This is a genomic window from Cupriavidus sp. (assembly GCF_057315035.1).
Genome location: NZ_DBHKYV010000006.1, coordinates 19,341 through 43,161 on the forward strand (window position 1 = coordinate 19,341; position 23,821 = coordinate 43,161).

Here is a 23,821-nt window from a genome sequence, read left to right on the forward strand (position 1 = left end):
ATTTCAGTCTTCTCCGCGGGCCATGGTGAAGAACTCCACGCGGGTTTGCGCGGCAATGGCGGCCTGTCGCGCGGCCCGATCGGCCAGCGCCTGCGCCAGCGGTGCCAGTACGATGTCCTGCACGCGCTGGTGCCACGCCTGGCGCTGCAGCAGCGCATCGAGCACGGCCGCCTGCTCGGCATGGCGCGTGCCGCGACCCTGTACATAAGCCACGCCGGCCGTGGCAGCTTCGTCCGGCGATTCGTCAAGGACCACGGCGCAGCGCGTCACCGACATTTCGCCGAGATTGAATTGCGCACCGGTGCCCCCGGCGCGGGCGCGCACCATGGTCATGCCCGATTCCGGCTTGCGCAGCAGGCGGTAGGCGGGCAGGGCGGCCGATTCGGCCAGGCGGGTGTAGGCCGCATCGAGTGCGTCCGACTGGGCCAGCGCCAGGGTCCTGAGCCATGCGGCGCGCGGCGCATTCGCATTGGCCTGGACGGCGGTTTCATCTTGCATGATCACCCCTATACGTCTATACGTTTAGATGTAAACTAACACAACACGGCGATACTAGACCACAGCCAGATGAATGTTTCGTGACGGGAGCGAGGTTTGCTCGGACACGCGACGCGCGCGCCGGGTCTGAGGCACAATCGCACGACAACCATTAAGGCTTGATGACACAGGGCAGGGCAAAAGATGTCTGATCGGGAAGTTGAACGCGGCTCGGGCGTGGCGGTATGGCGTCAGATCGGCGAAGCATTGGCGGATGACATCCGCAACAAACTTTATGGCCCCGGCGAGCAGTTGCCACCGGAGCCGGAACTGGCGACGCGGTTTGCCGTGAATCGTCATACGATCCGGCGCGCGATGGGCGAGCTCGAGCTGAGCGGCCTTGTGCGTATCGAGCAAGGCCGTGGCACGTTTGTGCAGGAGCATGCGATCGACTATGCGATCGGGCGCCGCACGCGTTTCTCGCAGAACCTGGCCGCGCAAGGCATGCGCGGGCATCTCGAGATCGTCGACAGCCAGAAGATTCGTGCCCCCGAGATCGCCAGGCATCTTGGACTGCCGCGCACCGCCGATATCCTGCACATCCAGATGGTGGGCAAGACCGACGCGCGTACCATCGACGTGGCCGAGCATTATTTCGATCCGAAGCGTTTTCCGGACCTGGAGGAAAAGGTCCATGAGACCCGCTCCATTTCTCGCGCACTGGCGCAGTTCGGCATTGCCGACTACACGCGCAAGTGGTCGCGCATTACCGCCGCCATGCCGAGTGCGCCGGTGGCACGCCTGCTGAACCAGCCGAAGACGCGCCCGGTGCTGCAAGTGGAAGCACTGAACGTCGATATCGATGGCGCGCCAGTGCAATACAGCATGACCCGCTTTGCCGGCGACTGGGTGCAGCTTACGGTGTCCGACAACGACTGACAGACCTGCCTGCCCATGTGGCGGCACAGTCGTATTGGTCTAGACATCCGTCTGTCATCTGCCGGCGCTAACGTAATGCCCATGCAAACGAACAACCAACCCTATTCGCCCCCGCTCCGTGGGATCACTGGCCGCCGTGTGCTGTGCAACGGTGCCATCGCGCCAGCCACGCTGGCGTTCGAGCACGGCGCCATTGCGCAGCAGGCTGCCGGTAGCGGCGCATGCATCGATGCCGGCGACCTGCTGGTGCTGCCCGGCATTGTCGATATCCATGGCGACGCGTTCGAGCGCTCGGTCATGCCGCGCCCCGGCGTCAGCCTGCCGTATGGAACCGCGCTGCTCGACGTGGACCGTCAGTTGCTGGCGCATGGCATCACCACGGAATTCCATGGTGTCACGCTGTCGTGGGAAGGCGGCCTGCGCGGCGAGGCCTATGCGCTGCGCATGTTCGAAGCGCTGGCGCACTTGCAGCCGGTGCTGGGTGCCTCGCACAAGGTGCACCTGCGCTTCGAGGCTTATCATCTGGCCGGCGTGGAAACCGCGTTGCAATGGATCGCGGATGGCCGCGTGGGACTGCTGGCGATCAATGACCATCTGCCTACCATGGCACGTCGCATGAACGACGAACGCAAGCTCGTGCAGTATGCCGAGCGGGCCGAGTGCGATACCGAGACCTTCCGCACGCGATTGCGTACCGCCAGTCGTCATGCACAGGACGTACCCGCAGCGATGTCGCGTTTGATCGCGGCCGCGCGCGCCGCCAACCTGCCGGTGGCTTCGCATGACGATCCCGATGTGGCCACGCGCCAGCATTATCATCGGCAAGGTTGCGCGATTGCCGAGTTCCCGCTGACCATCGAAGCCGCAACCCTGGCGCGCCAGATCGGCGACGAAACGGTGTTCGGCGCTCCCAATGTGCTGCGCGGCAAAAGCCATACCGGCGCGCCAAATGCCACGGAGATGGTGGCCGCCGGGCTGTGCTCGGTGCTGGCATCGGACTATTACTACCCGGCGCCGTTGCAGGCCGCGTTCAAGCTCGCCCAACTGGGCGTGTGCGATCTGCCCAGCGCGTGGCATCTGGTGTCGCGCAATCCGGCACGTGCCGCGGGCCTGCGTGACCGTGGCGTACTGGCGCCCGGCATGCGTGCCGATGCGATCCTGGTCGACGACAGCCACGCGGGCCTGCCGCGTGTGTGCGGGGCCATCGTCAATGGTGAACTGCGCCATGCCACCACGGCCTTGTCGGTGATCGACCTGGCCGATGAAGGTAGCCTGGCCGCATGAGCAAGGCCGCCCATCGCTACGCGATCTACCTCGCACCGGCCGAGCCGTTCCGCAGCTTCGGCGCGCAATGGCTCGGGCGTGACGCCGACACCGGCGTGCCCCTGCCGCTGCCGCCCGGCATTGCGCATCGTCCCGCCGAATGGGTCAAGGCACCTGCGCACTACGCGCTGCATGCCACGCTGAAGCCGCCGTTCCGGCTGGCCGAAGGCATCGACGCCGCGATGCTGGACCATGCAGTACACGCGTTCGCCGCGGCACGCACGCCATTCGATGCACCGTTGGCGTTGCACGCATTGCGCGGCTTCCTGGCGTGGTGCCTGGCCGATGCCGACAGTCATGGCGGCCGCCAGATGCATGCGCTTGCCGATGCCTGTGTGCGGGAATTCGACCGTTTTCGCGCAGCGCCCACGGCCGCCGAGATCGCCAAGCGTCATCCCGCGAAACTGAGTGCGGCGCAACGCGAGAAGCTTGATGCGTGGGGCTACCCGTATGTGTTTGATACGTTCACGTTCCATATCACGCTGACTGGCATGCTGGCGGCCGCCGATGAAGCTGCGGCGCTCGCTATGCTGGCGTCTGCAGGCGGCAAGCTGCAAGAGCAACCGCTCCATGTCGATGGCATCAGTGTGTACGTGCAGGCAGAGCCCGGCGCCGATTTCGTGGCCGCCCGGCATTACGGCTTTGACGGTACCCGACGCGATGGTGCGGGCGCAAAGTGGCTCGCGGCATGAATATCACCGCACCCCCGGACGGCCACGGCCTGTTCTACGTGATGGGACCATCCGGCAGCGGCAAGGATTCGCTGTTACGTGCGCTGCGTGAACGGCTGAAGCCGGCCGACCCGGTAGTCATTGCGCATCGCTATATCACGCGTGCGGCCGATGCCAACGAGGCATCGGTGGCGCTGTCCTCCGAAGAGTTCCATCGCCGCATCGAGCTGGGTTGCCTGGCATTGCATTGGCATAGCCATGGCCTGCACTACGGTATCGGCGTGGAAATCGAGCAATGGCTGGCACGCGGCTTGAAGGTCATCGTCAATGGTTCGCGTGAGTATTTGCCGTTGGCGTTGGCGCGCTATCCGAAGCTATGCGCGGTGCATGTACGCGTAAAACCCGAGGTGCTGGCCGCGCGTCTGCGCCAGCGCGGCAGGGAATCGGAAGCGGAGATTGCAAAGCGGATGGCGCGCGCGGTGCAGCCGTTCGAGGTGCCCGCCAACTGCGCGTTGGTCGAGATCGATAACAGCGGCGTGCTCGAAGACTCCGCGATGAAGTTCGCGCAACTGGTTTCGAACGCTTGAAAGACTAGTGACTTGCTCCCCTCTCCCGCCATGCGGGAGAGGGGTTGGGGGTGAGGGCAAAGCAGCTCAAGTTGCCGATATCGCGTCTTGATGCGCCCGCCCTCTCCCCCGCCCCTCTCCCGCGTGCGGGAGAGGGGAGAACACCACCAGGCTTCACTCAGACTGCACGCGCACAGCGCGCCGCCATGTCGAGATAGTGGGTCAGCGGTGGCGTGGCCAGGTCGACCACTTTCGCCAGATCGTCATAGCGGCGCAAACGTACCGCTTCCAGCGCGTGAGGTTTTGCCGCATACGCGGCAGCCTGCTCGCCATCGTACACGCCGCCCTGCAACTGCAGGCTGTGCACCGAGACCGGTGAAAGCGTATCGAAATAAGCCGGGTCGATCGCGCACAGATAGCGCTTGGCCGCAACATGCAGCCGGACCGGTTCCGTGACATCGGCGCCGAACAGCGTACCCAGCGCATCGGCGCCAGCCTCCTGGTGGCGCATGTCCGTGGTGCTGCTTTCCGCGAGCATCAGGTGGCCCACATCGTGCAGCAACGCGGCAACGATCAGGGCCTCGCTTTCGCCGGCCTGTTCGGCCAGTTGCGCGCACTGCAGCGCATGCGCGGTCTGGCTGATGGCCTCGCCGCCGTAGTAGGCGGTACCGTGGTTCTCGAACAGCGAGGCGATGCGGTCCAGCGTCAGCGTCGTCATACCAGCACCTTGCGAATCTGGGCCGAGACCACGTCGATGGCGGTCACGAACAGGATGATGATGATCATCACGGCACAGGTCTGGGCGTACTGGAAGCTGCGGATGATTTCCCACAGCACGGTGCCGATGCCGCCGGCGCCGACGATGCCGACTACCGATGCCGAGCGCACGTTCGACTCGAAGCGATACAGCGCGAACGACAGCCACAGCGGCAGCACCTGCGGAATCACACCGTAGACGATCTCCTCGATCGGGCCGGCACCGGTGGCGCGCACACCTTCGACCGGACGCGGGTCGATGGCTTCCACGGCTTCGGCAAACAGCTTTGCCAGCACACCCATGGTGTGGATCCAGATGGCCAGCACGCCGGCGAACGGGCCCAGGCCCACGGCCACGATGAACAGCATCGCGAACACCATTTCATTGATGGCGCGGCAGGCATCCATGATGCGTCGCGCAGGCTGGTAGATCCATGCCGGCACGATATTGGCCGAACAGAGCAGTCCGAGCGGCACGGCCAGGACAACGGCCAGTGCGGTACCCCACAATGCGATCTGCACGGTCACCAGCATCTCGTCGAGATAGGTGTGCCAGTCGCGGAAGTTGGGCGGGAAAAAGTCGGCGGCAAACTTTGCCATATTGCCGGAATCGCGCAGCAGGTCCAGTGGACGCATGTCGGCGCCTTGCCACGACAGGGCGAGCATGGCCAGCACGACAGCCCACACCAGCATCACGGCGAGTGACGTGCGCGGTGGCCGTACGGAACTTTGAGGCGAGGGGGGCAGGCCAGGCTTGGCGGTGGCGGTCATGAAGTGATCCGGATAGATGAAAGCAGGACAAGCCGACGGCGCCGCATGGCAGCGTCATCGGCTTGAGGTGAGGCTTACTGGGTGCTGACGGCGCGGTCGAGATCAGCCAGGCGACGCGTCACGTCGGCCAGCTTCTTTTCCTTGTCGGCGGCGGCGAGCGTGCTGTCCGATTCGATCTTGGCCTTTTCCTTGGCCAGTTCGATCTGGCGAATCGGTACCAGCTGGGCATCGCTCGAAATGCGGAAGCCCTGGTACGTCAGCGCGGCCAACGTCTGCTTTTCACGCGCGGCATCGGTGCCCTTGCCGTAGTTGACGAAGAAGGTCTGGATCTTCTTCTTCATTTCGGGCGACAGGTCCTTGCGGTAGACCAGCGGGTCAGCCGGGATCAGCGGCGACTTCCACAGCACGCGCACTTCGTCATAGGCATTCTTGCCCGTGTTGATGCGATAGCGCTCGAAGTTCTCGGTGTTGTTCACTGCCACGTCCACCTGCTTGTTCAGTACCGACAGCAGGTTGGTTTCATGGTTGCTGATGCGCACGGCCTTGAACAGCGTCTTCGGCTCGACCTTGTTGGCGGCCCACAGGTAGTAGCCCGGCACTGCCGTGCCCGATGTGGAATTCGGATCGCCAGCGCCGTAGGACAGGTCCTTGCCGCGCTTGATCACGTCCTCGACCGACTTCAGGTCGCTATCCTTGCGCACGATCAGCATCGACCAGTAGCCGGGGTTGCCGTCCTTGTCGATCACCGATGCGAACACCTCGCCGTTGGCGCGGTCCACGGCTTCCATGGCCGACTTGTTGCCGAACCAGGCGATCTGCACCTTGTTGAAGCGCATGCCTTCGATGATGCCGGCATAGTCCGATGCGAAGAACGGCTTGACCTGCACGCCCAGCGCCTTGCTCAGGTCGTCGATCACCGGTTGCCAGGCATTCTTCAGGTTCGACGATGATTCCGTCGAGATAAAGCCGATGTTCAGGGTCTTGGCGTCCTGGGCAAAAGCGGGCAGCGCTACGGCACCCGAGGCTACCGAGACTGCCACTGCGAGGAAAGTTCTGCGAAGCATGGAAGACTCCGTTGGAAAACTGATGGGAAGCTGATGGGAAACGCGGTTGGGTAATTCGTCAGGCACAGAGAGGCGCCTGGACTCAGGCGGCCGCGAGGTCCATCCTGACCATCGCCGGTGCGGCAACACCTTCGATTGGCGCCGGTTCCTCGGGCACGCTGTCGTGCAACAGTTCGTCGGCCTCGGTGCCATACAGGTCGCGCAGCATGCTGGGCGTCAGCGCGGCCGAAGGGCCGTCGTAGACCACCTTGCCATGCCGCAGCGCCACCACGCGCGGGCAGTAGCGCATGGCCACGTCCACCTGGTGCAGCGATACCACCACGGCCACCTTGCGCGTACGGTTGATCTGCGTGAGCAGCGACATCACGCGGCGCGATGACTCGGGGTCGAGCGATGCGATCGGCTCGTCGGCCAGGATCACGCGTGCGTTCTGCACCAGCGTGCGTGCGATCGCGGCACGTTGCTGCTGTCCGCCCGACAGTGTCGAGGCGCGCTGAAACGCATAGTCGTCTATACCAACCTGGGCGAGAGCGTCGAGCCCGGCCTGTACTTCATCGGCCTTGAACAAACGGATCAGGCTGCGCCACTTCGGAATGCGCGTCAGCATGCCGACCAGTACATTGGTGATCACCGGCAGGCGACCGACGAGGTTGAACTGCTGGAATACGAAACCTACTTCGGCGCGTACCTTGCGGACGTCGCGTGCCAGACGCCCATTGCGCTGTACCGTGCGGCCGTTGACGAGGATCTCTCCCGCGCCGGCATCGCCCGTGACAAAGCCGGCCACGTGGCGCAGCAGCGTCGATTTTCCCGAGCCCGATGCGCCCAGCAGCGCAACCATTTCGCCCGGAGCGATGTGCAGCGTGACATCGTCAAGCGCCTTGCGGTCCGCGCGGAACGATTTGCTCAGTCCGCGGACTTCAATTGCATGCGTCATGTCGACTCCCTTGCTTGAATGACTTGCGCATTCTGGCGAGGGTCGATGACAGAACGATGACTTGGGAGAGAGGAATTCCGATAGTTGTATCGGATGTGAGGCATGGTGCGCGATGAGGGCGCACGGAAGCGGCGGCATGAAAACGATTTCATGCCGCCGGGCTGGCGAAGGCCGCGGCCTTCGCCAGTCGCATCAACTTACTACATCAGGATGATGTCGTACTGTTCCTGATGGAACGTCGATTCCACCTGCATCGAGATCGGCTTGCCGATGAAATCGCCGAGCATCGCCAGATGCTGGCTTTCTTCTTCGAGGAACAGGTCGATGACATCCTGCGAGGCCAGGATGCGGAATTCGCGCGGATTGAACTGGCGCGATTCGCGCATGATCTCGCGGAAGATGTCGTAGCAAACCGTGCGCGGCGTCTTGACCTGGCCCTTGCCGGTGCAGACCGGGCACTGTTCGCACAGCACATGTGCCAGCGATTCGCGCGTGCGCTTGCGCGTCATTTCCACCAGGCCCAGTTGCGAGAAGCCATTCACCGTGATGCGCGTGCGGTCGCGCGACAGCGCGCGCTTCAGTTCGGAGAGCACGGCATCGCGATGCTCGACATTCTCCATGTCGATGAAGTCGATGATGATGATGCCGCCCAGGTTGCGCAGGCGCAGTTGCCGGGCGATGGTGTGCGCGGCTTCGAGGTTGGTCTTGAAGATCGTGTCGTCGAAGTTGCGCGCGCCGACGTAGCCGCCGGTGTTGACGTCGATCGTCGTCATCGCCTCGGTCTGGTCGATCATCAGGTAGCCACCCGATTTCAGGTCTACGCGCCGCGACAGTGCCTTCTCGATTTCGGCATCGATATTGAACAGGTCGAAGATCGGGCGCTCGCCAGTGTAGTGCGACAGTCGCGACAACACGGCCGGTGTGTATTCCTGCGCGAATTCCACCAGCTTCTGGTAGTTCTCGCGCGAGTCCACCTGGATCACGCCGGTTGCATCGTTGATGAAATCGCGCAGTACGCGCTGCGCGAGATTCAGGTCCTGGTAGAGCAGGCTCGGGGCCGGTTGCGTGGTGGCGTTCTGGCGAATCGACGCCCAGATCTTGCGCAGGTAGGAGATATCGTTGCCGAGTTCCTCGTCGCTGGCTTCCTCGGCGATCGTGCGCACGATAAAGCCACCACGTTCGTCGGTAGGCACCAGGCCCTGCACGCGGGCGCGCAGCGCTTCGCGGTCCACTTCGCCTTCGATGCGTTGCGAGATGCCGATATGCGGATCCTGGGGCAGGTAGACCAGCGTGCGGCCGGCAATGCTGACCTGCGTGGAAAGCCGTGCGCCCTTGGTGCCGATCGGGTCCTTGATGACCTGGACCATCAGCGCCTGGCCTTCGAACAGCGTTTTCTCGATGGCCAGGTGGCCGTTCTTGTCGCCGTCGCGCGGATGCCAGATATCGGCCACGTGCAGGAACGCGGCGCGTTCCAGGCCCACGTCGATAAAGGCCGATTGCATGCCCGGCAGTACGCGTACGACCTTGCCCAGATAGATGTTGCCGACCAGCCCGCGTGTCAGCGTGCGTTCGACATGCAGTTCCTGCACGGCCGCCTGCTGCACGATGGCCACGCGGGTTTCCTGCGGCGTGATATTGACGAGGATGTCTTCGGTCATGGCGATTGCATTCGCGTATTGGCGCGTCACCGGTTGGCCGGCGCTTGTTGTTGTCGCCCGGAAGCTGACCGGGCATCTGACCCCTGTATCCCTTGCCGGGCGCGGCAATCGGGGGCAGGTCAGAAGCGTAGTCCCGCCTCGCGCAGCAATGCCGCCGTCTCGTACAAGGGCAGGCCCATGATACCCGAATAGCTTCCGTCGATCCGTTCGACGAATTCGGCGGCGCGGCCCTGGATGCCATAGGCACCGGCCTTGCCGAGTGGCTCGCCGCTGCCAACATAGGCATCGATCTCGGCCGCGGACATTGCGCGGAAAGTGACGTGCGAGATCGACAGCGCATGGCGCATGCCCAGCGTCGATGCCACGGTCACGGCGGTCAGCACGCGGTGCGTGATGCCCGACAGCGCTGACAGCATGGCCACGGCATCGGCGGCGTCGGCGGGCTTGCCAAGGATGTCCCCGCCACGGCAGACCGTGGTATCGGAGGTCAGGACCGGGGCCTCGGACAAACCGCGCCGGATGCGGCGCTGCAGCGCGGCATCGGCCTTGAGCGCACAGACGCGCTGCACATAGGCATCAGGGGATTCTCCCGGCAGCACCGCTTCAAGCGCCTCGGCATCTTCACTGGCATCGGCCAGCAGCAGTTCGTAGGTGACGCCAAGCTGCGTCAGCAACTCGCGGCGACGCGGGCTCTGGGAGGCGAGATAGAGGAGGGAGGCAGTCACGGCAGTCAATTGCGCAAGGTAGGTGGCGCCGATTGTATCTCGACCACCGCAACCAGCTCCCCTCGCCCGCAGCGCGGGAGAGGGGAGCCAACACAGGGTATTTCTCAGGCGCGGTGGTACGGGTGGTTCTGCGTGACCGACCACGCGCGGTAGAGCTGTTCCGCCAGCAGCACGCGGACCATGCCGTGCGGCAGGGTCAGGCTGGAAAGGCGCACCAGCGTTTGTGCGCGCGCCTTGAGTGCCGGGTCCAGGCCGTCGGCGCCGCCGATCAGGAAGGCGACGTCGCCGCCTTCGCGTTGCCAGCCGGTCAGTTGCTCGGCCAGTTGCACCGTGGTCCAGTCCTTGCCGCGCTCATCGAGCGCAACGATGCGACATTGCTTCGAGAGCGAGCCCAGCACCGTCTCGATGCGTGCGGCTTCGCGCTGCATGACGGTGGCGGCGTTGTTGCTGGAAGAACGGGTTTCGGGCTTGACTTCGCGCAGTTCGATGCGCAACTCGGGTGGCATCCGCTTGGTGTATTCCACAAAGCCGGATTCGATCCACGCGGGCATCTTGTGGCCGACGGCCACGATCACGAGTTGCATGTGCGATGCCCGGTGGTCAGTGCTTCAACGTCCTCGGCCAGGATCAGGCCGAGCGGGTGGCACGCTTGCGCGGTGCGGCGGTCTTGGCAGCGGTGGTTTTCGTGGCTGCGGTCTTGCGAGCCGGTGCCTTGGTGGCGGTGCCGGTGGCAGTCTTGCGTGCCGGTGCCTTGGCCGCTGTGGTTCCGGTGGCCGACTTGCGAGCTGGTGCCTTGGCCACGGTGCCTGCTGCCGTCTTGCGCGCGGTGGTGGTCTTGCGTGCAGGGGCCTTTACGGGCGTGCCGGTGCTGGTCTTGCGAGCCGGCGTGGTCTTGCGAGCGCGAGCGCCCATGGTGGCCAGTGCGTCGGCGTCGGTATCCTCGTGGCCCATCGGCGGCGACGGCTCCTTCATGCCTTCGGGTAGACGGGCCAGGGCCGGGCGCAGGTTCGACGCGCGGCGTACGCGCGGTGCCGGTTCGGCGTCCTCGTCGTCGTCCATCGGTTCGCTGGCCTTGGCGAGCCCGCGAGCACCGGCCAGCTTCACGCGCACCGGCTTGTCACCCCAGATTTCCTCGAGGTTGTAGTACTGGCGCAGCTGCGGTTGCAGGATGTGCACCACGGCGTCGCCGCAGTCCACCAGCACCCATTCGCCGGTTTCCAGGCCCTCGACGGCCACGATATGGCCGCCGATATCCTTGACCGTGTCGCGTACCGACGCCGCCAGTGCCTTGGTCTGGCGGTTCGAATTGCCGCTGGCGATCACCACCCGGTCGAACAGTTCGGTCAGGTGAGTGGTGTCGAACACCTTGATGTCCTGCGCCTTCACATCCTCGAGCCCGTCGACGATCGCGCGCTGCAGTTTACGAATATCCATGGTGTCTTTCTTGTTCAGCTTCATTCGGGGTGGTGCGCGTCGGGCGACGGGTGTTGGTATAACCCGTGACGCGCGATGTAGTGTGCCACGCCGGCCGGCAGTTGGTCATCAGCGTGGTCAGACAACTGGCCGTCGGCCAGGCGCTCGCGCAGGCCGGTGGACGACAGGTCGACGGCGAGCGTCTGGTCGATCCACATATGTCCGGAGGGCGAGCATTGTATCAGGTGCGTGCTCGCCTGGCGTTGGTGCATGGCGTCAAGAACCGGGCCATCCAGCGCATCGAGGTCAAAACCCGGACGGGTGGCGATGCACAGGTGTACCTGTTCGAACAGCGCTTCCCAGCCATGCCACGTGTGCAGGCGCAGCAACTGGTCGGCGCCCATCAACCAGGCCATCGACGCTTGCGGACCATATTCGTCACGCAATTGGCGCACCGTGTCGATGGTGTAGCTGGGCCCTTCGCGGTCCACTTCCATGCGGCTCACACGCACCTTGGCACGGCCCGGCACCAGCGTCGCCGCGGCCAGTTCGGTCATCGCCAGGCGGTCGGAAGCCCGGGTCACCTGGTCGCCTTTCTGCCACGAATGGCCGGTCGGTATCCAGACCAGTTCGTCCAGGTCGAGGTGGTCGATGCACAGTTGGGCCAATGCAACATGGCCGCGGTGGGGCGGATCGAACGTGCCGCCGAGGATACCCAGGCGGTAAGGGCGCGGTTGGCTGTCGGGTTGGGCGAAAGGGTTTGTCACTTCGGTCATCAGTGTCAGGCCCACGCGCGCGCCGGCAGGAAATCTGTATAGAGGGCGGCTTCCGGCGTGCCCGGTTCGGGTTGCCAGTCATAGCGCCAGGTTACCTGCGGCGGCATCGACATCAGGATCGACTCGGCACGGCCGCCCGATTGCAGGCCGAACAGCGTGCCGCGATCGAACACCAGGTTGAATTCAACATAGCGCCCGCGGCGATAGGCCTGGAAGTCGCGCTCGCGTTCACCATAGGGCGTGTCCTTGCGCGCGTTCAGGATCGGCAGATAGGCGTCCAGGAACGCATCGCCGACCGATTGCAGCATTGCAAAGCTCTGGTCGAAGCCCGGCGCGGAAAAGTCATCAAAGAAAATGCCGCCGATACCGCGTGCTTCGCCGCGATGCTTGAGGAAGAAATACTCGTCGCACCATTGCTTGAAGCGCGGATAAAGGTCGTCGCCGAACGGCGCCAGCGATGCCTTGCAGGTGCGATGGAAGTGCGCACAGTCCTCTGTATTGCCGTAGTACGGCGTCAGGTCCATACCGCCGCCAAACCACCAGACCGGCTCCGCGTCCGGCTTTACCGCAATGAAGCAGCGCACGTTCATATGGACCGTGGGTGCATGCGGGTTGCGCGGATGGAACACCAGCGACACGCCCATGGCCTCGAAGCTGCGTCCGGCCAGTTCGGGCCGGTTGGCACTGGCCGATGGCGGCAGGGTCTCGCCGCGCACGTGCGAGAAGCCCACACCGGCCCGTTCCATGACCGCGCCGCCCTCCAGGATGCGCGTGCGGCCGCTGCCGCGCAGGCGCTCGGTGGGGGGCTTCTCCCAGCTGTCGGTCAGGAACGCCTTGCCGTCGACGGCGGCAATGGCGTCGGTGATGCGGTCTTGCAGGCCGAGCAGATAGTCACGGACTGCCTGGGAATCGATCATGATGGGCGGGTCGGGATGGGCCGGTGGCAAGACGGCCGGGCTGTAGCGCCGGCCGTCATCGCGGTGTCACGATTGTACCGGCTTGATTCGCCCCACGGGACGTGGGGCGAATGTCAGGCGACAATCGGCGACGGGCCGGATCAGCGCTTGATGGCGCGGTAGCCAATGTCGGTACGGAACTGCATGCCGTCGAAGCGGATCTGTTCGACGGCGGCGTAGGCGTTCTTCTGCGCCGCCTTGACCGTGTCTGCCAGCCCCACCACGCACAATACGCGGCCGCCCGAGGTCAGCAGCGTGCCGTCCTTGAGCGTGGTACCCGCATGGAACGTCACGGCATCGTCGGTCTCGGCCGGGATGCCGGTGATGGCGTCACCCTTGCGCGGGTTTTCCGGGTAGTCGTAAGCGGCCATGACCACGCCCAGCGCGGTGCGGCGGTCCCAGTCGAGTTCGACCTGGTCCAGCTTGCCATCCACGGCGGCTTCCATCACGTCGACCAGGTCGGTCTTCAGGCGGGCCATGATCGGCTGCGTTTCCGGGTCGCCCATGCGGCAGTTGAATTCCAGCGTCTTCGGATTGCCGTCGCGGTCGATCATCAGGCCTGCGTAGAGGAAGCCCGTGAACGGAATGCCGTCCTTTTCCATGCCGCGCACGGTCGGCATGATGATCTCGCGCAGGGCGCGGGCATGCAGTGCCGGGGTGACCACCGGAGCCGGCGAGTAGGCGCCCATGCCGCCCGTATTCGGGCCGGCGTCGGCATCCAGCAGGCGCTTGTGGTCCTGGCTCGTGGCCAGGGCCAGCACGTTCTTGCCGTCCACCATGACGATAAAGCTGGCTTCCTCGCCTTCCAGGAATTCCTCGATCACCACGCGTGCGCCGGCATCGCCAAGCTTGTTGTCGGCCAGCATCATGTCGACGGCCGCATGCGCCTCTTCCAGCGTCATGGCCACCACCACGCCCTTGCCCGCGGCCAGGCCATCGGCCTTGATCACGATCGGCGCGCCCTTCGCATCGATATAGGCATGGGCACCGGCGGCGTCGGAGAAGGTCTGGTACCAGGCGGTAGGGATGCCGTGGCGGTGCATGAACGCCTTGGCGAAGTCCTTCGACGATTCCAGCTGTGCGGCAGCCTTGGTGGGGCCGAAGATGCGCAGCCCGCGCGCGCGGAACACGTCGACGATGCCGCCGGCCAGCGGGGCTTCGGGACCGACCACGGTGAAGGCCACGCCTTCACGCTCCACAAACGCGGCCAGCACTTCCGGATCGGTCAGCGGCACGTTTTGCAGGCGCTTGTCGAGGGCCGTGCCCCCGTTGCCCGGTGCCACGTAGACGACCTGCACCTTGGGCGACTGGGCCATTTTCCAGGCCAGTGCGTGCTCACGCCCACCCGAACCGACAACCAAAACTTTCATGATCCACTGCCAGAAAAGAAACGCATGCGAAAAGCGGCAGCTGGACCAGGCCGGGCTGCCGCCGTTGGGGCGCGGCGCGAGGGCTTATTCCTCGACCACCGCGTTGGTGAAGACTTCCTGTACGTCGTCCAGGTTTTCCAGCGCGTCCAGCAGCTTCTGCATCTTGACGGCGTCGTCGCCGGTAAAGCTCACTTCGTTCTGCGGCTTCATCACCACGTCCGCCACTTCAGCCTTGAAGCCGGCCGCTTCCAGTGCCGACTTGACGGCCCCGAAATCGTTGGGCGGACAGGTCACCTCGATCGACTCGTCCTCGTTGGTCACCACGTCGTCGGCGCCGGCTTCCAGCGCGGCATCCATCAGCTTGTCCTCGGGCGTGCCCGGAGCAAACAGGAACTGGCCGCAGTGCGTGAACATGAATGCCACCGAACCTTCGGTGCCCATGTTGCCGCCGTGCTTCGAGAACGCGTGGCGCACTTCGGCCACGGTCCGGGTACGGTTGTCGGTCAGGCAGTCGACGATGATCGCCGCGCCGGCCAGGCCGTAGCCCTCGTAACGGATTTCTTCATAGTTGGCGCCTTCCAGGCCACCCACGCCACGCTGGATCGCGCGCTGGATGTTGTCCTTGGGCATGTTGGCGTCCATGGCCTTTTCCATGGCCAGGCGCAGGCGCGGATTCGAATCGACGTCACCGCCGCCCAGCTTGGCAGCCACGGTGATTTCCTTGATCAGGCGCGTCCAGACCTTGCCGCGCTTGGCGTCGGCGGCAGCTTTCTTGTGTTTGATGTTGGCCCATTTGGAATGACCGGCCATGTTTCTCTCCGAAGCGGAATATGTGTCGTGTGGTGTGGACGCCCGCGGCATTGCGCTGGCGGGGAAGCCGGTCCGGGTCGGGTCTTGCCCGGTTTCGGTGACAAATCCTGACAATCCGGCGGCCACGCCATGTGATTGATGTGCCGATCTGCTGGCTATAATCAGCGCAGGATTTTATCACGCGCCCCCGCTGCCACGTAGCGCCATGTATGGTGTTGTTACCTGTGCCTGCGCCATTTCCTGCCATCCGATACCCGACCGCCGAGACCCTCCATGGCCGATCCCATCCTCATTGCCAAGAACGCCGACCACGAACTGGTGCTGCTGCCCGAGATGGGCAACCGGCACGGCCTGATCACCGGCGCCACCGGTACCGGCAAGACCGTGACGCTGCAAACGCTGGCGCAGGGCTTCTCGCGGCTGGGCGTGCCGGTGTTCATGGCTGACGTCAAAGGTGACTTGACCGGCATTTCCCAGGTCGGCCAGGCCTCGGACAAGCTCAAGGCGCGCCTGGCGGAACACGGCTTGTCCGAGCCGGTCTGGGGTGCGTGTCCGACCACGCTCTGGGATGTCTTTGGCGAAAAGGGCCATCCGGTGCGCGCGACCGTGTCGCACATGGGTCCGCTGCTGCTGTCGCGCATGCTCGAGCTCAACGACACGCAGCAGGGCGTGCTGAACCTGGTGTTCCGCATTGCCGACGCGGGTGGCCTGCTGCTGCTCGACGCCAAGGACCTGCGCGCGATGCTGCAGTATGTGGGTGACAACGCAAGCCAGTTCACCACCGAGTACGGCAATATCTCGTCGGCATCGATTGGCGCAATCCAGCGTGGCCTGATCGGGCTCGAGTCGCAGGGCGCCGACAAGTTCTTTGGTGAGCCGATGCTGAACCTCGAGGACTTCATCCAGACCGAGAAGGGGCAGGGCGTCATCAACATCCTGGCCGCCGACAAGCTGATGAACGCGCCGCGCCTGTATGCCACGTTCCTGCTGTGGATGCTCTCCGAACTGTTCGAGAAGCTGCCGGAGGCAGGCGATCTCGACAAGCCCAAGCTCGTGTTCTTCTTCGACGAAGCACACCTGCTGTTCAACGACGCGCCGAAGGCCTTGCTCGACAAGATCGAACAGGTGGTGCGACTGGTACGTTCGAAGGGCGTGGGCGTGTACTTTGTCACGCAGAACCCGGTCGATATTCCCGATACGGTGCTGGGGCAGCTTGGCAATCGCGTGCAGCACGCGTTGCGGGCCTTTACCCCGCGCGACCAGAAGGCCGTGAAGGTGGCGGCCACGACCATGCGCGCGAATCCGAAACTCAACCTCGAACAGGTGATCGGCGAACTCGGGGTGGGCGAGGCACTGGTGTCCTGCCTCGATGCCAAGGGCACGCCCGGGGTGACCGAACGCGCCTGGGTGCTGGCGCCGGGCAGCCGCATTGGTCCGGTCACCGACGACGAACGCAAGGCGCTGATCGCCGGTTCGCTGGTGGCTGGCACCTATGAAAAGACGATCGACCGCGAGTCGGCCTATGAAAAGCTGCGCGGTGGCGTGGCGGCGGCCACCAATGGCGCGCCGGCCGATGCCAAGACCGGTGGCAAGCCCGCCGAGGCGGAGCAGCAAGGCGGGGGCTGGGCTGGCGAAATCTTTGGCACGCTGACGCGCGGTACCGGCAAGAGCGGCCGAGGCGATTCGATCCTTGAATCGGTGGCCAAGTCCGCCGCGCGCACCGTGGGTTCACAGGTCGGGCGCGAGTTGATCCGTGGCGTGCTGGGGAGCCTGCTCGGCGGAGGGAAACGCAAGTAAGCCCGCTGCCCATCGGCCATCAAGCATCGCCCGCTGAGCGCGGGCGATTTTCTTGATCAGCGGGACAAGAGGTGAGGGAAGAAAACGATGGTGGCAGTCGAGGCCAGCGACAACGCGGCAATCGTGACGCAAGTCATGCCGATCCGTGTCAGCAACCGGTCCGGATCCTCGAACTGTTTCTCTATCCATGAACGCATGTATCTTCTCCTCGGTATCGGTGGGCCCTAGCAGCCCGTAGTGAACAATTGCGTAAGTGGCGCTGGCGAGCACGACCATGACCATCGAGAACGCCAGCAACTTATAGTGGCGATACCAACGCAGCCCCGAAGGGCATCCGATGTCGGTGGGGAAAACCGGTCCCGACGCGGCCAGCACTCCAGAGACGACCATGGTCGCGATCAGGTTGAAAGACAGGAAGCCCACCCACGTCCGGTCGTAGTCGACGCCGTCGAAGATCTGCTCCATCAGTTCGTACATGCCTGAAGCGCAGAAGGCGATTGCTGCCCAGCACAACTGCCCATCCTTGACCAGCGTGATGGGATTCATGCGCTCGGGCGGTACGGGAATCGGCGTTGCCTTCATGCACAGCAGCAACGCCACCGGCACCACCAGCGGCAGCGCGATTGTGATCAGGAACCAGCCCATGCGGCATCTCTGGCGGCACGGCGGAATTACTTCCCGCTACGCTTCGCGGCCGACGCGTCTTCTCGAGCCTTGCGCGAGAACATGCAGGCATAGAACGCGCCCATGCCGATGATGAACGCGATGACGGCCAGGCTGGCAAGGCCAGTGGCCGTGGATGTCAGTACCTTGAGGGCTTCCATGTCGGGACTCTTCCTGTGAACGCGCCAGGTGGCGGCGTCCCAGTGTAGGAAGAGATTTCCCGCAGGACCATTGAGGCGCATCAAGCGCCTCTCATTCTGTTCAGTTCTTGGTGCCGAACAGGCGGTCGCCGGCGTCGCCGAGGCCGGGGATGATGTAGGCGTGATCGTCCAGGTGGCTGTCCAGCGAGGCCACGAACAGCTTTACGCCCGGATGCGCCTTCTGGAAAACTTCAACACCTTCCGGTGCGGCCACCAGCGCCACGAACGTGATCGCTTCGTCGGGTACGCCACGGCGCTTGAGCACGTCAACGGCATGCGCGGCCGAATAGCCGGTGGCCACCATCGGATCGCACAGGATGAATGAGCGGTCCTCCAGGTCTGGCAGGCGCACCAGATACTCCACAGGGCGGTGCTGCTCGTCGCGGTACACGCCGATATGGCCGATCCGGGCCGACGGGATCAGCTCGACCAGGCCGTCGCTCATGCCCACGCCGGCACGCAGCACGGGCACGATCGTCAGCTTCTTGCCGGCGATCACCGGGGCATCGATTGCCACCAGCGGGGTATCAATGCGGCGCGTGGTCAGCGGCAGGTTGCGCGTAATTTCGTAACCCATCAGCAGCGTGATTTCGCGCAGCAGTTCGCGGAATGTGCGCGTCGACGTTTCCTTGTCGCGCATATGCGAAAGCTTGTGCTGGATCAGCGGGTGATCGAGGATGAAGAGGTTGGGGAAGCGGGGATCCTGTTTCATGGCGGGCTCGGGGAATACGGGGAGGCCCTCCCTGGGACGAGAGGGCCGATGCAGCGCGATTGTAATGGATGCGCGGACCCGGCCGCGAGGCCGGATCGCCCTTCAGTCGGCCGCCCAGTCCAACATTAGTCCACGGTGATGGCGGCCGACTTTGCGACTTTCCCGAAGCGCTCGTACTCGCCCAGGGTCAGTGTCTGCAACTCGGCGGCGCTCGATCCTTTCGGATTGAAGCCGGCCTGGGCCAGCTTGTCACGCACATCGGGTCGGGCCAGCGCTTCCACGAATGCCGCATTGAGCGCCTGCACCACGGGTGCCGGCAAATTGGCCGGTCCGTAGACACCGAACCACGGTTCCACCGCGTAGCCGGGCAGGCCGGCTTCCGCCAGCGTGGGCACATTGGGCAGCGATGGCGCGCGGCTCTTGCCCGCCACGGCCAGCGCGCGCAGCTTGCCGGCCTGGATATGCGGCAGCGACGCAGGCAGGTTGTCGAACATCACCTGGATATGGCCGCCCAGCATGTCGTTGATGGCGGGGCTGCTGCCCTTGTATGGCACATGGGTCAGGCCGGTCTGCGTCATCTGCGAGAACATCGCGCCCGCCAGGTGCATCGACGTGCCCGTACCGGCCGTGGCATAGGTCAGGCCCGGGTGGGCCTTGGCATAGGCGATCAGCTCCGGCACGGTTTTTACGGGCAGGCTCTCGCTGACCTCCAGCACGATCGTCGACGTGCCCAGCAGGCTGATGGCCGTGAAATCGCGGCGCGGGTCGAACGGCACGTGCTTGTAGATGTGCGGGTTGAGCGCGTTGGTCGAAATGGCGCCGAAGCCAATCGTATAGCCGTCGGCGGGGGCCTTTGCCACGGCTTCCATGCCGATATTGCCGCCCGCGCCAGGGCGGTTCTCGACCACTACGGGCTGGCCCAGTTTCTCGGCCACGCGCTGGCCGACGGTGCGTGCCACGAGGTCGGTCGTGCCACCGGCTGCGTACGGCACGATAAAGCGGATCGGTTTGGCCGGAAACGGCTCGGCGGCGAATGCCGCGGAGGCGCCGCCAGCCAGCAGCAGGGCGGCAAGCGACAGGAACGCGCGCCGTGGCACGGCAAGTGAATGTGACGACATGAAGCGGGTATCTCCGGAATATTGTTATCGCGGCCCGTACACGATGAATGTGCTGGAACCGGCGCGAGTCATTGTATGGGAAAGCAGGCAAGTACGTGACCGGCAGGGCTGGCGCCTTTTGACATACAATCGGCGGGTTCCGTCGTGCTGGCAATGCCGGCTGGCGAGTCCCGTATCCGTGCCCCACCTGCCGCGCCCGACCTGCGTCCCCGTGCCTGCTTCCCAGAAGTCTTTGTCTCCGTCCCCGTCCGTCGACGTGCCTGCCGCGCAGCGCTTCGGACTCGCTACCGCGGCCATCGGCGCCGTGCTGTTTTCCGCCAAGGCCATCGTGGCCAAGTTGATGTACCGCTACAACGTGGATGCCGTGATGGTCATCACGTTGCGCATGCTGTTTGCGGTGCCGCTGTTCATGGCGATTGGCTGGTGGCAGGCGCGCAAGCTGCCGCCCCTGTCATGGGCCGACCGCGGCCACGTGGTGTTCCTTGGCTTCATCGGCTATTACCTGTCGAGCTTTCTCGATTTCCTCGGCCTGCAATACATCACCGCGGGGCTCGAGCGACTGATCCTGTTCCTGACGCCGTCCTTCGTGCTGCTGACCACCGCGCTGGTGTTCCGCCGGCCGGTCCATGCGCGGCAGTGGATCTCGCTGCTGCTGGCCTATGCCGGCATCGTGCTGGTGTTCGCGCACGATCTCGATGTCAGTGGTTCGCAGGTCTGGCTCGGCGGTGCACTGGTGCTGGCCAGTGCGATGTCGTATGGTGTGTACCTGATCCTGAGCGGCGAGCTGGTCAAGCGCGTGGGTTCGCTGCGGCTGGTGGCCTACGCGATGTGCGTGTCGACGCTGTGCTGCGTGATCCAGTACCTTGTGCTGGGGCGCCCGGTGGCCGAACTGGCTCAGCCAGCGCCGGTGCTGTGGCTGTCCGTGGTCAACGCGGTACTTTGCACGGTGTTGCCGGTGTCGCTCACAATGATCGCCGTGGCACGCATTGGCGCACCCATGGCGTCGCAGGCAGGCATGATCGGTCCGGTGTCCACATTGGCACTGGCGTTCTGGCTGCTGGGCGAGCCCATTTCCGGCGTGCAGCTCATCGGTAGCGCGCTGGTCCTGAGCGGGATGTACCTGCTGTCGGCCAGGAAAACCTGAATGCCGACAGGATTCAGAACGTAGTCAAACAACGTCAACCAAGCCAAGCAAGGAGAGAGAAGCCATGGATCTGGGACTGCGCGGTAAGCATGCGCTGGTGTGTGGCGCCAGCAAGGGGCTGGGATTTGCGTGTGCCGATGCGCTCGCGGCGGAAGGTGTCGACGTGGTGATCGTGGCCCGTGGCGCCGAAGCGCTGGAGAAAGCCGCGGCCGGCCTGCGCGCCCGTCACGGCCGCCGTGTGGTCGCCGTGGCCACCGACATCACCACGCCGGAAGGCCGCAAGCTGGCGCTGGACGCCGTGGCCAAGCTCGGCGACCTGGACATCCTGGTCAACAACGCCGGCGGTCCGCCGCCGGGCAATTTCCGCGACTGGGGCCGCGACGATTGGATCTCGGCGCTGGACGCCAACATGCTGACGCCGATCGAGCTGATCAAGGCTACCGTCGACGGCATGATCGCGCGCCGCTGGGGCCGCATCGTCAATATCACCAGCGGAGCGGTCAAGGCGCCGATCGATGTGCTGGGCCTGTCCAACGGCGCCCGCTCGGGCCTGACCGGTTTCGTGGCCGGGCTGGCGCGCGAAGTGGCGCAACATGGCGTGACCGTGAACAACCTGCTGCCCGGACCGTTCGACACCGACCGTCTCAAGAAGACCATGGAAGGCGGTGCCAAGCAGGCCGGCATCAGCATCGAGGAAATGGCCGCGCGCCGCGCCAAGGCCAACCCGTCACGCCGTTTTGGTGATCCGGCCGAGTTCGGTGCGACCTGCGCGTTCCTGTGCAGCCGCCAGGCAGCCTTCATGACTGGCCAGAATGTGCTGCTGGACGGCGGTTCGTATCCGGGGACGTTCTGATGACGCAGGTTCAAGACCAGGCCGTGGGCAAGCCATGCGAAGACAAGCCGCGTATTGCCCTGATCGCCCACGATCACAAGAAGGATGACATCGTGGCTTTCGCGGGTCGGCATCGTGACTTTCTTGCGCGATGCGACTTGTTGGCCACGGGCACCACGGGTGGCCGCATCTCGGCGGAAACGGGGCTTGCAGTCACTCGCATGCTATCCGGCCCGTGGGGCGGCGATCTGCAGATTGGCGCGCAACTGGCCGAAGGCAAGGTCACCGCGGTGATCTTCCTGCGCGATCCGATGACGCCGCAGCCGCATGAACCCGATATCAACGCGCTGGTCCGCGCGTGCGACGTCCATAACGTGCCGTGTGCGACGAATCTGGCAACCGCCGAGTTGCTGGTCGTCGAGCTTGCGCGGCACTGTTTCGACGCGAAGGCATGAAAAAAACCGCTGCTTCGGCAGCGGTTTTTTGTTTGTAGTTCACACTAGCGCGGTCTGACCGTGGTGGCCGCCGCCCGCATCTGCGCCTGGCGCAGGATATGAGGCGGCAATCGCTTCAGTATCAGGTGGATGGCCAGCGGAATGATCACTACGTCGTCCACGATACCGAGTCCGGCTACCACGTCGGGTATCAGGTCGATCGGTGAGATGGCATAGAACAGCAGCCCGAACGCGGCAGGCCTGAGCCATGGCGGCGCATCGGGGTGGCGCAGCGCAAACCAGAACAGCCGGCCGTCACGCCGCACCAACGTCCACAGCGCCGAGAGTCGCTTCCACATGATGGGCCTCCTTGGTCACACGTGCAGCAGGGTATGAACAAGTAGCTTGGGCCAGTGGAGCGGTATTCAAGTTCCCGAAGGTTTGCGCGCCATTTGCGCCGCTTCCCCGTGCACGGGAAAGCGGCGCTTTCACGACGCTCAGCCCGGTACGTTGCCTTCCACGCCTTCGACGTAGAACTTCACGTTGTGCAGGAAGCCGTCGTCAGCCACCTGGTCCTTCGCCAGCTGTTCCTTGCCGGCGTTGTCCTTCAGCGGTCCCTTCCAGATCGGCGCGGTGCCGTCGACGATGCCCTTCTTGCGCTCTTCCACCAGTGCCTTGACGTCATCCGGCACCACGGCGTTGAAGCCCTTCAGGTCGATCATGCCTTCCTTGAGACCCCACCAGATGGTGCTGTTCTTCCACTGGTTGTTGAGTACGTCTTCCACCACCTTGTTGTAGTAGACGCCCCACGAGATCACCGATGCGGCCAGGTGGGCCTTCTCGCCGAACTTGCTCATGTCGCTGTCCCAGCCGAATGCGTACACACCCTTTTCCTGCGCGGTCTGCACCACGGCGGCGGAGTCGGTGTTCTGCATCAGCATGTCCACGCCCTGGCCAATCAGCGTCGTGGCCGCTTCGCGTTCCTTGCCCGGATCGAACCACTTGTTGACCCACACCACCTTGACCGTGGCCTTCGGGTTCACCGAACGGGCGCCCAGCGTGAACGAGTCGATATTGCGGATCACTTCGGGAATCGGCACCGAGGCCACCACACCCATCTTGCCGGTCTTGCTCATCTTGCCGGCCACCACGCCAGCCAGGTATGCGCCCTCATAGGTGCGCACGTCGTACTGGGCCAGGTTGTCGGCGGTCTTGAAGCCGGTAGCGTGCTCGAACTTGACGTCCGGGAAGTCCTTGGCCACCTTCAGCATCGACTCCATATAGCCGAACGTCGTGCCGAAGATCAGCTTGTTGCCCTGACTGGCCAGGTCGCGGAACACGCGCTCGGCGTCGGCGGCGGACTCCGGTACGTTCTCGACATAGGTGGTCTTCACCTTGTCGCCGAACTTGGCTTCCACGGCCTTGCGGCCCGTGTCATGTGCGAACGTCCAGCCGGCATCGCCCACCGGTCCGATGTAGACGAATGCCACCTTCAGCGGTTCGGCGGCAGCGGCAGCCGGGGCGGATGCCGGCGCGGCCGTTTCGGCCGGCTTCTCGGCTTCCTTCTTGCCGCAGCCGGCCAGGGCCAGCACAGCGGTGGCGGCCAGGGCAGCCAGCGTGGTCCTGCGTGTCACGATCATCGATCTCTCCTAGTAAGACGTCTTTGTGATGTGATTAGACTTCGGATACTGCTTTTTTTAAGTACTTCG

Annotated in this window: 27 protein-coding genes; 8 read left to right on the top strand and 19 right to left on the bottom strand. The window is 64.4% G+C overall.

The window, feature by feature from the left end:
- Positions 1 to 3 precede the first annotated feature (3 nt).
- A complete protein-coding gene (phnG, locus tag ACO550_RS11175) occupies positions 4 to 498 on the bottom strand; it encodes a phosphonate C-P lyase system protein PhnG (protein ID WP_315592273.1) in 495 nt (164 codons plus the stop codon).
- A 183-nt stretch (positions 499 to 681) separates the two neighbouring features.
- Between phnG and phnF the strand changes: the two genes are divergently transcribed.
- From phnF to phnN, 4 genes are all read left to right on the top strand, one after another.
- Positions 682 to 1,416 carry a phosphonate metabolism transcriptional regulator PhnF gene (phnF, locus tag ACO550_RS11180; RefSeq protein ID WP_315592272.1) on the top strand — a complete coding sequence of 245 codons (735 nt, stop codon included), beginning with the start codon at positions 682 to 684 and terminating at the stop codon, positions 1,414 to 1,416.
- Between the two features lie 81 nt (positions 1,417 to 1,497).
- Positions 1,498 to 2,700, top strand: a complete 1,203-nt coding sequence (locus ACO550_RS11185) for an alpha-D-ribose 1-methylphosphonate 5-triphosphate diphosphatase (protein ID WP_315592271.1) — start codon at positions 1,498 to 1,500, stop codon at positions 2,698 to 2,700.
- Positions 2,697 to 3,431 carry a DUF1045 domain-containing protein gene (locus ACO550_RS11190; RefSeq protein WP_315592270.1) on the top strand — a complete coding sequence of 245 codons (735 nt, stop codon included), beginning with the start codon at positions 2,697 to 2,699 and terminating at the stop codon, positions 3,429 to 3,431. Before ACO550_RS11185 ends, ACO550_RS11190 begins: the two co-directional genes overlap by 4 nt.
- Positions 3,428 to 3,997: a phosphonate metabolism protein/1,5-bisphosphokinase (PRPP-forming) PhnN gene (gene phnN / locus ACO550_RS11195; RefSeq protein WP_315592269.1), complete on the top strand. Its 570-nt coding sequence runs from the start codon at positions 3,428 to 3,430 to the stop codon at positions 3,995 to 3,997. Before ACO550_RS11190 ends, phnN begins: the two co-directional genes overlap by 4 nt.
- A gap of 157 nt (positions 3,998 to 4,154) precedes the next feature.
- Here phnN and ACO550_RS11200 read toward each other — a convergent pair whose 3' ends face one another.
- The 12 genes from ACO550_RS11200 to ACO550_RS11255 all read right to left on the bottom strand — a co-directional run bounded on the left by ACO550_RS11200 (position 4,155) and on the right by ACO550_RS11255 (position 15,212).
- A complete protein-coding gene (locus ACO550_RS11200; RefSeq protein ID WP_315592268.1) occupies positions 4,155 to 4,694 on the bottom strand; it encodes a phosphonate degradation HD-domain oxygenase in 540 nt (179 codons plus the stop codon).
- Entirely contained in the window at positions 4,691 to 5,503 is an 813-nt protein-coding gene (gene phnE / locus ACO550_RS11205) for a phosphonate ABC transporter, permease protein PhnE (RefSeq protein WP_315592267.1), read from the bottom strand. The genes ACO550_RS11200 and phnE overlap by 4 nt, the downstream gene beginning before the upstream one ends.
- Before the next feature lie 74 nt (positions 5,504 to 5,577).
- Positions 5,578 to 6,567, bottom strand: coding sequence for a phosphonate ABC transporter substrate-binding protein (gene phnD, locus ACO550_RS11210; RefSeq protein ID WP_315592266.1), 990 nt, complete (start codon positions 6,565 to 6,567; stop codon positions 5,578 to 5,580).
- An 82-nt stretch (positions 6,568 to 6,649) separates the two neighbouring features.
- Complete coding sequence (phnC, locus tag ACO550_RS11215) at positions 6,650 to 7,504, bottom strand: phosphonate ABC transporter ATP-binding protein (RefSeq protein ID WP_315592265.1); 855 nt, start codon at positions 7,502 to 7,504, stop codon at positions 6,650 to 6,652.
- Between the two features lie 200 nt (positions 7,505 to 7,704).
- Positions 7,705 to 9,162, bottom strand: coding sequence for a ribonuclease G (gene rng, locus ACO550_RS11220; protein WP_315592264.1), 1,458 nt, complete (start codon positions 9,160 to 9,162; stop codon positions 7,705 to 7,707).
- Between the two features lie 119 nt (positions 9,163 to 9,281).
- Positions 9,282 to 9,887, bottom strand: a complete 606-nt coding sequence (locus ACO550_RS11225; protein WP_315592263.1) for a Maf family nucleotide pyrophosphatase — start codon at positions 9,885 to 9,887, stop codon at positions 9,282 to 9,284.
- A gap of 104 nt (positions 9,888 to 9,991) precedes the next feature.
- The gene (gene rlmH / locus ACO550_RS11230; RefSeq protein ID WP_315592262.1) at positions 9,992 to 10,471 is read right to left on the bottom strand and encodes a 23S rRNA (pseudouridine(1915)-N(3))-methyltransferase RlmH; all 480 of its coding nucleotides are present in this window, start codon (positions 10,469 to 10,471) and stop codon (positions 9,992 to 9,994) included.
- 43 nt (positions 10,472 to 10,514) lie between these two features.
- Positions 10,515 to 11,321, bottom strand: coding sequence for a ribosome silencing factor (rsfS, locus tag ACO550_RS11235; RefSeq protein WP_315592261.1), 807 nt, complete (start codon positions 11,319 to 11,321; stop codon positions 10,515 to 10,517).
- 20 nt (positions 11,322 to 11,341) lie between these two features.
- Entirely contained in the window at positions 11,342 to 12,076 is a 735-nt protein-coding gene (locus ACO550_RS11240; RefSeq protein WP_315592260.1) for a nicotinate-nucleotide adenylyltransferase, read from the bottom strand.
- Positions 12,077 to 12,081: 5 nt separating this feature from the next.
- Positions 12,082 to 12,993 carry an oxygen-dependent coproporphyrinogen oxidase gene (hemF, locus tag ACO550_RS11245; RefSeq protein WP_315592259.1) on the bottom strand — a complete coding sequence of 304 codons (912 nt, stop codon included), beginning with the start codon at positions 12,991 to 12,993 and terminating at the stop codon, positions 12,082 to 12,084.
- Positions 12,994 to 13,133: 140 nt separating this feature from the next.
- Positions 13,134 to 14,402 carry a phosphoribosylamine--glycine ligase gene (purD, locus tag ACO550_RS11250; protein ID WP_315592258.1) on the bottom strand — a complete coding sequence of 423 codons (1,269 nt, stop codon included), beginning with the start codon at positions 14,400 to 14,402 and terminating at the stop codon, positions 13,134 to 13,136.
- 84 nt (positions 14,403 to 14,486) lie between these two features.
- Positions 14,487 to 15,212, bottom strand: a complete 726-nt coding sequence (locus ACO550_RS11255) for a YebC/PmpR family DNA-binding transcriptional regulator (RefSeq protein ID WP_315592257.1) — start codon at positions 15,210 to 15,212, stop codon at positions 14,487 to 14,489.
- 273 nt (positions 15,213 to 15,485) lie between these two features.
- Between ACO550_RS11255 and ACO550_RS11260 the strand changes: the two genes are divergently transcribed.
- Positions 15,486 to 17,009 (top strand): helicase HerA-like domain-containing protein, encoded by a 1,524-nt coding sequence (locus ACO550_RS11260; protein ID WP_315592256.1) that lies wholly within the window; start codon positions 15,486 to 15,488, stop codon positions 17,007 to 17,009.
- Here ACO550_RS11260 and ACO550_RS11265 read toward each other — a convergent pair.
- From ACO550_RS11265 to ACO550_RS11280, 4 genes are all read right to left on the bottom strand, one after another.
- On the bottom strand, positions 16,941 to 17,654 hold the full coding sequence (locus tag ACO550_RS11265) for a hypothetical protein (RefSeq protein ID WP_315592255.1): 714 nt from the start codon (positions 17,652 to 17,654) through the stop codon (positions 16,941 to 16,943). The two genes, ACO550_RS11260 and ACO550_RS11265, sit on opposite strands and share 69 nt — an antisense overlap.
- 26 nt (positions 17,655 to 17,680) lie before the next feature.
- Positions 17,681 to 17,833, bottom strand: coding sequence for a DUF3149 domain-containing protein (locus ACO550_RS11270; RefSeq protein WP_315592254.1), 153 nt, complete (start codon positions 17,831 to 17,833; stop codon positions 17,681 to 17,683).
- 100 nt (positions 17,834 to 17,933) lie between these two features.
- Positions 17,934 to 18,584 (bottom strand): uracil phosphoribosyltransferase, encoded by a 651-nt coding sequence (gene upp / locus ACO550_RS11275; protein ID WP_315592253.1) that lies wholly within the window; start codon positions 18,582 to 18,584, stop codon positions 17,934 to 17,936.
- Positions 18,585 to 18,709: 125 nt separating this feature from the next.
- A complete protein-coding gene (locus ACO550_RS11280) occupies positions 18,710 to 19,702 on the bottom strand; it encodes a tripartite tricarboxylate transporter substrate-binding protein (RefSeq protein ID WP_315592252.1) in 993 nt (330 codons plus the stop codon).
- A 256-nt stretch (positions 19,703 to 19,958) separates the two neighbouring features.
- Here ACO550_RS11280 and ACO550_RS11285 point away from each other — a divergent pair, with 256 nt between their 5' ends.
- The 3 genes from ACO550_RS11285 (at position 19,959) to ACO550_RS11295 (ending at position 22,133) form a co-directional block, all read left to right on the top strand.
- On the top strand, positions 19,959 to 20,846 hold the full coding sequence (locus ACO550_RS11285) for a DMT family transporter (RefSeq protein ID WP_315592300.1): 888 nt from the start codon (positions 19,959 to 19,961) through the stop codon (positions 20,844 to 20,846).
- 64 nt (positions 20,847 to 20,910) lie between these two features.
- Entirely contained in the window at positions 20,911 to 21,699 is a 789-nt protein-coding gene (locus tag ACO550_RS11290) for an SDR family NAD(P)-dependent oxidoreductase (protein ID WP_315592251.1), read from the top strand.
- A complete protein-coding gene (locus ACO550_RS11295) occupies positions 21,699 to 22,133 on the top strand; it encodes a methylglyoxal synthase (RefSeq protein ID WP_315592250.1) in 435 nt (144 codons plus the stop codon). Before ACO550_RS11290 ends, ACO550_RS11295 begins: the two co-directional genes overlap by 1 nt.
- 44 nt (positions 22,134 to 22,177) lie before the next feature.
- On the opposite strand, the gene ACO550_RS11300 is transcribed toward ACO550_RS11295, so the two are convergent.
- Positions 22,178 to 22,471 carry a DUF1232 domain-containing protein gene (locus ACO550_RS11300; protein ID WP_315592249.1) on the bottom strand — a complete coding sequence of 98 codons (294 nt, stop codon included), beginning with the start codon at positions 22,469 to 22,471 and terminating at the stop codon, positions 22,178 to 22,180.
- A gap of 138 nt (positions 22,472 to 22,609) precedes the next feature.
- Positions 22,610 to 23,752 carry a BMP family ABC transporter substrate-binding protein gene (locus tag ACO550_RS11305; RefSeq protein ID WP_315592248.1) on the bottom strand — a complete coding sequence of 381 codons (1,143 nt, stop codon included), beginning with the start codon at positions 23,750 to 23,752 and terminating at the stop codon, positions 22,610 to 22,612.
- Positions 23,753 to 23,821: the final 69 nt, after the last annotated feature.

Bases quoted from the DNA above. Each gene is read 5' to 3' on its own strand.
- phnG (WP_315592273.1), bottom strand. From the start codon at position 498: ATGCAAGATGAAACCGCCGTCCAGGCCAATGCGAATGCGCCGCGCGCC.
- phnF (WP_315592272.1), top strand. From the start codon at position 682: ATGTCTGATCGGGAAGTTGAACGCGGCTCGGGCGTGGCGGTATGGCGT.
- ACO550_RS11185 (WP_315592271.1), top strand. From the start codon at position 1,498: ATGCAAACGAACAACCAACCCTATTCGCCCCCGCTCCGTGGGATCACT.
- ACO550_RS11190 (WP_315592270.1), top strand. From the start codon at position 2,697: ATGAGCAAGGCCGCCCATCGCTACGCGATCTACCTCGCACCGGCCGAG.
- phnN (WP_315592269.1), top strand. From the start codon at position 3,428: ATGAATATCACCGCACCCCCGGACGGCCACGGCCTGTTCTACGTGATG.
- ACO550_RS11200 (WP_315592268.1), bottom strand. From the start codon at position 4,694: ATGACGACGCTGACGCTGGACCGCATCGCCTCGCTGTTCGAGAACCAC.
- phnE (WP_315592267.1), bottom strand. From the start codon at position 5,503: ATGACCGCCACCGCCAAGCCTGGCCTGCCCCCCTCGCCTCAAAGTTCC.
- phnD (WP_315592266.1), bottom strand. From the start codon at position 6,567: ATGCTTCGCAGAACTTTCCTCGCAGTGGCAGTCTCGGTAGCCTCGGGT.
- phnC (WP_315592265.1), bottom strand. From the start codon at position 7,504: ATGACGCATGCAATTGAAGTCCGCGGACTGAGCAAATCGTTCCGCGCG.
- rng (WP_315592264.1), bottom strand. From the start codon at position 9,162: ATGACCGAAGACATCCTCGTCAATATCACGCCGCAGGAAACCCGCGTG.
- rlmH (WP_315592262.1), bottom strand. From the start codon at position 10,471: ATGCAACTCGTGATCGTGGCCGTCGGCCACAAGATGCCCGCGTGGATC.
- rsfS (WP_315592261.1), bottom strand. From the start codon at position 11,321: ATGGATATTCGTAAACTGCAGCGCGCGATCGTCGACGGGCTCGAGGAT.
- ACO550_RS11240 (WP_315592260.1), bottom strand. From the start codon at position 12,076: ATGACCGAAGTGACAAACCCTTTCGCCCAACCCGACAGCCAACCGCGC.
- hemF (WP_315592259.1), bottom strand. From the start codon at position 12,993: ATGATCGATTCCCAGGCAGTCCGTGACTATCTGCTCGGCCTGCAAGAC.
- purD (WP_315592258.1), bottom strand. From the start codon at position 14,402: ATGAAAGTTTTGGTTGTCGGTTCGGGTGGGCGTGAGCACGCACTGGCC.
- ACO550_RS11255 (WP_315592257.1), bottom strand. From the start codon at position 15,212: ATGGCCGGTCATTCCAAATGGGCCAACATCAAACACAAGAAAGCTGCC.
- ACO550_RS11260 (WP_315592256.1), top strand. From the start codon at position 15,486: ATGGCCGATCCCATCCTCATTGCCAAGAACGCCGACCACGAACTGGTG.
- ACO550_RS11265 (WP_315592255.1), bottom strand. From the start codon at position 17,654: ATGGGCTGGTTCCTGATCACAATCGCGCTGCCGCTGGTGGTGCCGGTG.
- ACO550_RS11270 (WP_315592254.1), bottom strand. From the start codon at position 17,833: ATGGAAGCCCTCAAGGTACTGACATCCACGGCCACTGGCCTTGCCAGC.
- upp (WP_315592253.1), bottom strand. From the start codon at position 18,584: ATGAAACAGGATCCCCGCTTCCCCAACCTCTTCATCCTCGATCACCCG.
- ACO550_RS11280 (WP_315592252.1), bottom strand. From the start codon at position 19,702: ATGTCGTCACATTCACTTGCCGTGCCACGGCGCGCGTTCCTGTCGCTT.
- ACO550_RS11290 (WP_315592251.1), top strand. From the start codon at position 20,911: ATGGATCTGGGACTGCGCGGTAAGCATGCGCTGGTGTGTGGCGCCAGC.
- ACO550_RS11295 (WP_315592250.1), top strand. From the start codon at position 21,699: ATGACGCAGGTTCAAGACCAGGCCGTGGGCAAGCCATGCGAAGACAAG.
- ACO550_RS11300 (WP_315592249.1), bottom strand. From the start codon at position 22,471: ATGTGGAAGCGACTCTCGGCGCTGTGGACGTTGGTGCGGCGTGACGGC.
- ACO550_RS11305 (WP_315592248.1), bottom strand. From the start codon at position 23,752: ATGATCGTGACACGCAGGACCACGCTGGCTGCCCTGGCCGCCACCGCT.